9 protein-coding genes and 1 tRNA gene are annotated in these 7891 nt (G+C 72.4%); 4 read left to right on the plus strand and 6 right to left on the minus strand.

Annotated features, from left to right (window positions below; all coding sequences use genetic code 11):
* From CCN44_RS04855 to CCN44_RS04870, 4 genes are all read left to right on the plus strand, one after another.
* The coding region (locus CCN44_RS04855) for an SPFH domain-containing protein (protein WP_244203882.1) at window positions 1-688 on the plus strand (688 nt) is incomplete at its 5' end.
* Window positions 689-811: 123 nt separating this feature from the next.
* Window positions 812-1417, plus strand: coding sequence for a lytic polysaccharide monooxygenase auxiliary activity family 9 protein (locus CCN44_RS04860; protein WP_059249734.1), 606 nt, complete (start codon window positions 812-814; stop codon window positions 1415-1417).
* A 119-nt stretch (window positions 1418-1536) separates the two neighbouring features.
* Window positions 1537-2004, plus strand: a complete 468-nt coding sequence (locus tag CCN44_RS04865; protein ID WP_059249733.1) for a DUF3592 domain-containing protein — start codon at window positions 1537-1539, stop codon at window positions 2002-2004.
* 40 nt (window positions 2005-2044) lie between these two features.
* Window positions 2045-3643, plus strand: a complete 1599-nt coding sequence (locus tag CCN44_RS04870; RefSeq protein ID WP_086696944.1) for an AMP-binding protein — start codon at window positions 2045-2047, stop codon at window positions 3641-3643.
* Window positions 3644-3699: 56 nt separating this feature from the next.
* Here CCN44_RS04870 and CCN44_RS04875 read toward each other — a convergent pair.
* The 6 genes from CCN44_RS04875 to ehuB all read right to left on the minus strand — a co-directional run bounded on the left by CCN44_RS04875 (window position 3700) and on the right by ehuB (window position 7795).
* Window positions 3700-3773 (minus strand) — tRNA-Lys (locus CCN44_RS04875).
* Window positions 3774-3866: 93 nt separating this feature from the next.
* Complete coding sequence (locus tag CCN44_RS04880; RefSeq protein WP_086696945.1) at window positions 3867-4619, minus strand: IclR family transcriptional regulator; 753 nt, start codon at window positions 4617-4619, stop codon at window positions 3867-3869.
* Between the two features lie 195 nt (window positions 4620-4814).
* Window positions 4815-5597: an ectoine/hydroxyectoine ABC transporter ATP-binding protein EhuA gene (ehuA, locus tag CCN44_RS04885; protein ID WP_059249730.1), complete on the minus strand. Its 783-nt coding sequence runs from the start codon at window positions 5595-5597 to the stop codon at window positions 4815-4817.
* The gene (gene ehuD, locus CCN44_RS04890; RefSeq protein ID WP_059249729.1) at window positions 5587-6237 is read right to left on the minus strand and encodes an ectoine/hydroxyectoine ABC transporter permease subunit EhuD; all 651 of its coding nucleotides are present in this window, start codon (window positions 6235-6237) and stop codon (window positions 5587-5589) included. The genes ehuA and ehuD overlap by 11 nt, the downstream gene beginning before the upstream one ends.
* The gene (ehuC, locus tag CCN44_RS04895; RefSeq protein ID WP_059255008.1) at window positions 6234-6881 is read right to left on the minus strand and encodes an ectoine/hydroxyectoine ABC transporter permease subunit EhuC; all 648 of its coding nucleotides are present in this window, start codon (window positions 6879-6881) and stop codon (window positions 6234-6236) included. Before ehuC ends, ehuD begins: the two co-directional genes overlap by 4 nt.
* Complete coding sequence (gene ehuB, locus CCN44_RS04900; RefSeq protein ID WP_189397194.1) at window positions 6881-7795, minus strand: ectoine/hydroxyectoine ABC transporter substrate-binding protein EhuB; 915 nt, start codon at window positions 7793-7795, stop codon at window positions 6881-6883. Before ehuB ends, ehuC begins: the two co-directional genes overlap by 1 nt.
* Window positions 7796-7891: the final 96 nt, after the last annotated feature.

Here is a 7891-nt window from a genome sequence, read left to right on the forward strand (position 1 = left end):
GTACGCCGGGGCCGGGCTGCTCGGCGTGGCCGGCTTCGGCGGGCTGGCCCGGGGGCGGACCGGGCGGGCCTGGGTGCTCGGCCTGTTCGGGCGGTACCGGGGGACGGTCCGGCGCACCGGGCTGCTGTGGGTGAACCCGCTGGTGCGGCGGCGCCGGGTCGATGTGCGGCTGCGGCACTGGCGCAGCGAGGCGGTGCCGGCCACGGATCCCGACGGGGTGGCGCTGCGCGTGGTGGTGCTGGTGGTGTGGCGGGTGCGGGACACCGCGCGGGCCCTGCTCGGCATCGACGACCACGAGACGTACCTGCGCGAGTGCGTGGAGGCCGCGCTGGCCCGGGTGCCGGTGGAGCCGGCGGGCGGGGCGCGGGGCGGGACGACGGCGGCCGGGGACGCGCTGACCCGGCTGGTGGCGCAGGAGACCGCGCCGGTCGGCGTGGAGGTGTTCTCGGTGCAGCCGGTCCGGGTGGACTACGCCCCCGAGGTGGCCCCCGCGATGCACCGGCGCCGGATCGCCGCGCTGGACGCCCGGCAGCGGGCCAGCATGCTCGGCTCGGTGGTGGACTCGGTGGAGGACACGGTGACCCGGCTGACCATGCGCGGGCTGGTCGAACTGGACGACTACGAGCGCAAGGTGCTGGTCCGTGACCTCACGGTGGCGTTCTGCTCGGGGCGCAGCGAGCCGGTGTAGGGCGGCGCGCATCGGGTCCGCGATTGGTATGGACATGTTCAACTGACGGCAATAATCTGGGACTTGGTCTAGACCTACTCTGCACGGCTCATCGAACTCCCCACGTTCCCCAGGAGCGGCAGTATGCGCACCAAGACCAAGTTGTCCGCGGTCGTGCTGGGCGCGGTCACCGCGGGAGCCTTCGCGCTCTCCACCGGCGGCGCCAGCGGGCACGGCTACACCGACCTGCCCATCAGCAGGCAGAAGCTCTGTCAGAACGGCACCGTCGCCAACTGCGGCCAGATCCAATGGGAGCCGCAGAGCGTGGAGGGCCCCAAGGGCTTCCCGGCCGGCGGGCCCGCCGACGGCCAGCTCTGCAACGCGGGGCTGGGCCAGTTCTCCCAGCTCAGCGCGCCCAGGACGCCGTCCGGCGCGGCCTGGCCCACCACGAAGGTGACGGGCGGTCAGTCGTACACCTTCCGCTGGCAGTTCACCGCCATGCACGCCACGACCGACTTCAAGTACTACATCACCAAGCCGGGCTGGAACCAGAACCACAACCTCGCCCGCTCGGACCTCAACCTCACCCCGTTCCTGACGGTGCCCTACAACGGCCAGCGCCCGCCGGCCACTCTCAGCCACAGCGGCACCCTGCCGTCCGGCCTGAGCGGACACCACGTCATCCTCGCGGTGTGGACGATCGCCGACACGGGCAACGCGTTCTACGCCTGCTCGGACGTCACCTTCTGATCCGCGTTCCGGTACGGCCCGGTAACTGAGGTTCCCTTGAGGCCGGGCGCCCCCCGCGCCGGATAGGTTCCCGCCACACCGCTCGACCGGGAGCGGCGGACCTTCCTCGGGGGAACCTCATGTTCGAGCTGCTCTTCTACGCCCTCCCCGCCCTCCTGCTCGCGGGCTTCGCGTACGCCGCGTACCTGCTGGTCCGCCGCGCCCGGCGGATCAGCAGGACGTGGGCGCACGGCCTGACCGCCGAGGCCCGCTGCCTGCGGATGTTCACGACGACCAGCGGAGGCGGCGGGGACACCTCCGTGCACACGACCGTGCACCACGTCTACGAGTTCACCACCCGCGACGGCCGCACGGTCCGCTTCGAGGAGGAGGACGGCCCCGCGACCGTCCTGGAGGGCGACTTCGTGACCGTCCGCTATCTCCCGGAGCTTCCCCAGCGGGCCACCGCCCGCCCCCCGGCGCGCGGCAGGCTCGCCGCCGGCACCGGTTGCGGGCTGGTTCTCCTCGGTGTGGCGGGCGCCTTCTGCGTCGGCTTCATGGTCGTGGCCCACGCGATGTTCACCGAGTCCGGCGGCCTGCTGCCGTAGCCCTCCTCATCTGACGCCATGTCAGCTACCGTGCCGCGCCATGGAGCCGACGACGGTAGCCGCGCTGGTCGCGGCGGGCTGGGGCGACCACCGGCCGGGGCTGTGGTGCGAGGACCGGGTGCTGAGCCACCACGAGGTGGCCGCCGGCGCCGCCGCCCGCGCCGCGCTGCTGGCCGGCCTGCTCCCGCCCGGTGCCGTACCGCACGTCGGGGTGCTGCTCGACAACACCGAGGAGTTCCCGCTCTGGCTCGCCGCCGCGGCCCTCGCCCGAGCGGCCGTCGCCGGGATCAACCCCACCCGGCGCGGCCCCGGGCTGGCCCGGGACATCCGGCACACCGAGTGTCCGCTCCTGGTCACCGAGCGGGCCCACCTGCCCCTGCTGGCCGGGCTCGACCTGCCCGGAGTGCGGATCCTCGTGACGGACGACGAGGAGTACGCCGCGCTCCTCGCCGCCCACGCCGGTGCCGTGCCCGACCCGTCCCGGGCGCGGCCGGCCGACCGGCTGCTGCTGTACTTCACCTCCGGCTCCACCGGCGCCCCCAAGGCCGCCCTGTGCTCCCAGGGCCGGCTGGCGGCGGCCGGGCACGCCCTGGTCCGGCAGTTCGGGGTGCGCGCGGACGACGTGCACTACGTCTGCATGCCGATGTTCCACGGGAACGCGGTGATCGCGGACTGGGCGCCCGCGCTGGCCGCCGGCGCCGGCGTGGCCCTGCGCCGGCGCTTCTCGGCCTCCGCCTTCCTGTCCGACGTACGCCGCTACCGCGCGACCTACTTCACCTACGTCGGCCGGGCCGTCCAGTACCTCCTGGCGACCGAGCCCCGCCCCGACGACCGCGACCACCGGCTGCGGCTCGGCTTCGGGACGGAGGCGGGCGCGGTGCACGCGGCGGCCTTCGAGCGGCGCTTCGGGGTCCGGCTGGTGGAGGGGTACGGCTCCTCCGAGGGCGGGGCGGCGATCCAGTGGGCGCCCGGCACCCCGGCGGGCGCGGTGGGTCCGGCCGGGCCCGGTCTGGTGGTGCTGGACCCGGTGACCGGGCGGGAGTGCCCGCGGGCCGTCTTCGACGGCGCCGGGCGGCTGTGCAACGGGGACGAGGCGATCGGCGAGCTGGTCAACCGGGGCCCGAACGCCTTCGAGGGCTACTGGCGCAACCCGGGCGCGGAGGCGGAGCGGCGCCGGGGAGGGGCGTACTGGACGGGTGACCTCTTCTACCGGGACGCCGACGGCCATCTGTACTTCGCGGGCCGGACCGACGACCGGATCCGCGTCGACGGGGAGATGCTGGCCGCCGCGGTGATCGAGAACATCGTGGCCCGGTACCCGGGCGCGGACGCCGTCGCCGTGTACGGCGTGCCGGACCCGGTCACCGGGGACCAGGTGATGGCGACCGTCGCCGGCACCTTCGACCCGGCGGACTTCGCGGCGTTCCTGCGGGCCCAGCCGGACCTCGGGACGAAGATGGCGCCCCGGTTCGTGCGGGTGGTGGAGCGGATGCCGGTGACGGCGACGAACAAGATCGAGCGCGCCCGGCTGCGGCGCGAGGGCTTTTGCTGCGGGGATCCGGTGTGGTGGCGGCCGCCCGGGGAGCCGGACTACCGGCGACTGACCGCGGAAGACGTCGACGGCGAAGCCGCGCCATAACAGAGATGGCGAGCCGGATCCGCGTTGTCCGCGGACGTGGCTCGCCATCGTCGTTGTGCGCCGCCAGGGACTCGAACCCCGGACCCGCTGATTAAGAGTCAGCTGCTCTAACCAACTGAGCTAGCGGCGCATGACTCCCGCCTGCCTCGGTTTTTTCTTCCCGCGGCCGGCGACGAAGAAAATACTACCTGGTCCCGAGGGGTGCTCGTGACCGCCGCCGGAGCTAGATCGTCAGCGAGAGGACCACCGGGGCCGCGCTCCGGTTCAGCGTCTCCGCCGCCTGCTTCAGCCGGTGCGCGTGCTCCACCGGGAGCGAGAGGGCGAGGCAGCCCACCGCGGAACCCGCGGTGAGCGGTACGGCCGCGCAGACCGTGCCCACCGCGTACTCCTGGAGGTCCAGGACCGGCACCGTCGGCGGCTGCGACTCCAGCCGGGACAGCAGCAGCTTGTCGCTGGTGATGGTCCGCGAGGTGAGGCGGGCCATCTTGTACCGGGAGAGATGCTCGCGGCGGGCGCCCGGGTCCAGCTGGGTCAGCAGGCTCTTGCCGACCGCGGTGGCGTGGGCGGAGCACCGGAAGTCCACCCACTCGTTGACCGCCGGGGTGGTCGGCCCGGCGGCGTACTGGGTGACCCGGACCTCGCCGTCGAGGTACCGGCTGAGGTAGACCGCCGCGCCGACCGAGTCGCGCAGCCCGTCCAGGGTGTGCTGGAGCTTGTCCCGCAGGGCCTGCTCCCGGTCGTGCGCCGAGGTGAGCCGGCGCAGGGTGTCGCCGGTGACGTACGCCCCGTCGGTGATCTGCTCGACGTAGCCCTCGCGGCGCAGCATCCGCAGCAGGGCGGTGAGCCGCTCGGCGCCGAGGCCGGTACGGCGGGCCAGCTCGGTGTCGGTGACCCCGGCGGAGTGCCGGGCCACGGTCTCCAGCACGCGCAGCGCGTCCTGGGCGGAGTGGTACGGGGCGGTAGGCTCGATCCTCATGTCGCTCCCCCTCGGCCACGATCCGGGTCGGCGGATCGTCTCCACGATAGCCGTCAAAGACAGGCCCCGGAGAGGGTGTTGGCGCAATTCCGGCCGTGGAGCCGGGCTCTCAACTGCGGCGCAGATCCACTGGCATATGCCACAGGCATGACCCAGCGAGCGGACCTCGGCTCTTCCCGCCCGCGCACCCCCCACTCACAGGACCGCGCTGATGAATTCCCGGGTGCGCTCCTGCTCCGGGTCGCCGAAGATCTTCTCCGGCGGCCCCGTCTCGATGACCCGGCCCGCGTCGAACATCAGCACCTGGTCGGAGATGTCCCGGGCGAAACCCATCTCGTGGGTCACGCACAGCATCGTGATGTCGGTGCTGCGGGCGATGTCCCTCAGCAGGTCGAGCACGCCCGCGACCAGCTCCGGGTCGAGCGCGGAGGTCACCTCGTCCAGCAGCAGCACCTGGGGCCGCATCGCCAGCGCCCGCGCGATCGCCACCCGCTGCTGCTGGCCGCCGGAGAGCCGGGTCGGCTTCGCGTCGCACTTGTCGGCCAGCCCCACCAGGTCCAGCAGCTCCCGGGCCCGCGCCTCGGCCTCGTCCTTCGACAGGCCGAGCACCCGGACCGGTGCCTCGGTGAGGTTCCGCAGCACCGACATGTTCGGGAACAGGTTGAACTGCTGGAAGACCATCCCGATCTTCTTGCGGACCTCCCGGACCTGCCTCTCCGGCGCCGGGAACAGCCGCTGCCCGTCGACGGTGATCGTGCCCTCGTCCGGCTTGGCGAGCGTCATCAGCAGTCTGAGGATCGTGGTCTTGCCGGAGCCGGAGGGGCCGATCAGGGTGACGTGCCGGCCCGCGTCCACGGACAGGTCGAGGCCGTCGAGGACGGTGTTGTCGCCGAACCGCTTGGTCACGCCCTCCAGGCGGATCAGCTCGGTCGGCAGGGTGCCGGTCAGGGCCGGCTGCTTGCTGGTCTCAACGGACAAGGCGTCGCTCCAGGGTGCGCAGACAAAGGGAGGCCAGGTACGAGACGACGACGAAGGCGACCCCGATCACCGTCAGGGGCTCGGTGAACTGGAAGTTCTGCTGCGAGACGAGCCGCGCCCGGCCCAGCATCTCCAGCACGCCGATCGTCATCAGCATCGGCGTGTCCTTCAGCATCGCGATGACGTAGTTGCCGAGCGGCGGCACCACCCGGCGGACCGCCTGCGGCAGGATCACCGCCGTCCAGGTGCGCCGCACCGGCAGGCTGAGCGCCGTCGCGGCCTCCCACTGGCCCGCCGGCACCGCCTCGATACCGGCCCGGTAGACCTGCATCGTGTACGTCGAGTAGTGCAGCCCGAGCCCGAGGACACCGGTGGTCAGCGGGGACAGGGTCACACCCGCCTCGGGCAGCACGTAGAACAGGAAGAACAGCTGCACCAGCAGCGGGGTGTCCCGGACGAACTCCGTGAAGACCCCCACCGGCCAGCGCACCCAGCGGGTCGGCGTCCGCATCAGCAGGGTCCACACCAGGCCCAGCGCGAACGCGATCAGCGACCCCAGGGCCAGCGCCTCCAGGGTGACGACCAGGCCCTCGAAGAAGTACGGCAGGAAGTCGGCGACGGCTCCCCAGTCCCAGGTCATCGGGCCACCTCCGCCTTCAGCCGGCGCTCCAGCACCCGCATCCCGCGGGTGAGCAGGAACGCGATCACGAAATAGATCAGCAGCAGGTAGGCGTAGATCTGGCCGCTCTGCTGGAGGGCGAGGCGGACCAGGTTGCCGCTGAACGCCAGATCGCCCATGCCCGTGATCGACACCAGCGCGGTGCCCTTGAGCAGCTCGACCAGCAGGTTGGAGAAGGACGGGATCATCTCCGGCACGGCCTGCGGCAGCAGGATCAGCCGCAGCCGCTGCCAGGACGAGAAGCCGAGCGCGATGCCGCCCTCCCGCTGGGCCGGGTCCACCGCCGTGAGGGCGCCGCGCACGATCTCGGAGCCGTACGCGCCGTAGGTGAGGCCGAGCGCGAGCGTGCCCGCCCACATCGGCACCAGCTGCCAGCCGAAGGCGACCGGCAGCACGAAGAACACCCAGAAGATCATCACCAGCGCCGAGATGCCGCGGAACACCTCGGTGTAGCAGGCGGCGAGGAAGCGGACGAACCGCGACCGGTGGGTGCGCGCGGCACCGACGACGAAGGAGACCAGGGCCGCGAGCAGCGCGCTGTACACCAGCAACTGGAGCGTGGTGCCTATCCCCTGGAGGACGAGTTCCCAGAGTCCCGCAGTCATCAGCCGCACAACTCCTTCGCGGTCAGGGTCGTCATCTCGGCCTTGGTGAAGCCGAAGGGGCGGACGATCCGGTACAGCTCCCCGCTGCGGCGCAGCTTGTGCAGCTCGGCGTTGAAGGCGTCCCGGAGGCGGGTCTCCGTCGGCCGGAACGCGAACGCCCCGCCGTCCGCCTTGGGTTTGCCGTCGACGAGCGCGACGAACGGCTTGGTCGACTCGGCCTTGGCGGAGCCCCGGGCGACGAGCCGGGCGGTGACGGCGGTGGCCGCGAACAGGTCGACCCGCCCGGACTCCACCGCGTTCAGCCCGGCGACCTGGTCCGGCACGATCACCAGGTCGTTCTCCCGGTACCCCGCCTCCACGGCGTGCTGGATCTGCGCGTACCCGGTCCCGGTGGCCACCTTGGCGTGGGCGCGCAGCGCGTCCGCGTAGGTGCGCAGCCCCAGCGGGTTGCCCTTGGGCACGATGAAGGCGTCGGGCATCTGGTAGTCGGGATCGGCGAAGATCACCTGCTCGCAGCGGTCCGGCGTGACGTACATGCCCGCGGCCACCACGTCGAACTGCTGCGACTTCAGCCCCGGGATCAGCGAGCCGAACTCGGTCGGCACCGGTTGCACCCGGTCCACCCCGAGCCGCTTGAAGATCACCCTCGCCAGCTCGGGCGCCTCGCCGGTGAGCCTGCCGTTCCTGTCGATGTACCCGAAGGGGATCTCCCCGGCGATCCCGAGCCGTACGACACCCAGCGCGCGCAGCCGCTCCAGCAGGTCGCCGCCGTCCTTGCCGGACGCCGACGCCACCCGGGTGCAGCCCGCCGCGCCCAGCGCGCCGAACGCGGCGAGGCCCGCGAGCACCGAGCGCCGGGTGTGTCTGTGGTCCGACCGGATCGTGTGTACGTCGTTGCCAAGTGGTGGAGCCATGGCGGCGCGGCTACCCAAGCGCAACCGGGCTATGCACCCCGGTTTTCCCGGCCGGACGCCGCGTCACCGTCCCGCCGACGCGGCGTCCGGCCGGGA

The organism is Streptomyces tricolor, assembly GCF_002155905.1.
In the GTDB taxonomy this organism is placed as follows: Bacteria; Actinomycetota; Actinomycetes; order Streptomycetales; family Streptomycetaceae; genus Streptomyces; species Streptomyces tricolor.

Coding starts and splice junctions, on each gene's coding strand:
- CCN44_RS04860 (WP_059249734.1), top strand. CDS start 812: ATGCGCACCAAGACCAAGTTGTCCGCGGTCGTGCTGGGCGCGGTCACC.
- CCN44_RS04865 (WP_059249733.1), top strand. CDS start 1,537: ATGTTCGAGCTGCTCTTCTACGCCCTCCCCGCCCTCCTGCTCGCGGGC.
- CCN44_RS04870 (WP_086696944.1), top strand. CDS start 2,045: ATGGAGCCGACGACGGTAGCCGCGCTGGTCGCGGCGGGCTGGGGCGAC.
- CCN44_RS04880 (WP_086696945.1), bottom strand. CDS start 4,619: ATGAGGATCGAGCCTACCGCCCCGTACCACTCCGCCCAGGACGCGCTG.
- ehuD (WP_059249729.1), bottom strand. CDS start 6,237: ATGACCTGGGACTGGGGAGCCGTCGCCGACTTCCTGCCGTACTTCTTC.
- ehuC (WP_059255008.1), bottom strand. CDS start 6,881: ATGACTGCGGGACTCTGGGAACTCGTCCTCCAGGGGATAGGCACCACG.
- ehuB (WP_189397194.1), bottom strand. CDS start 7,795: ATGGCTCCACCACTTGGCAACGACGTACACACGATCCGGTCGGACCAC.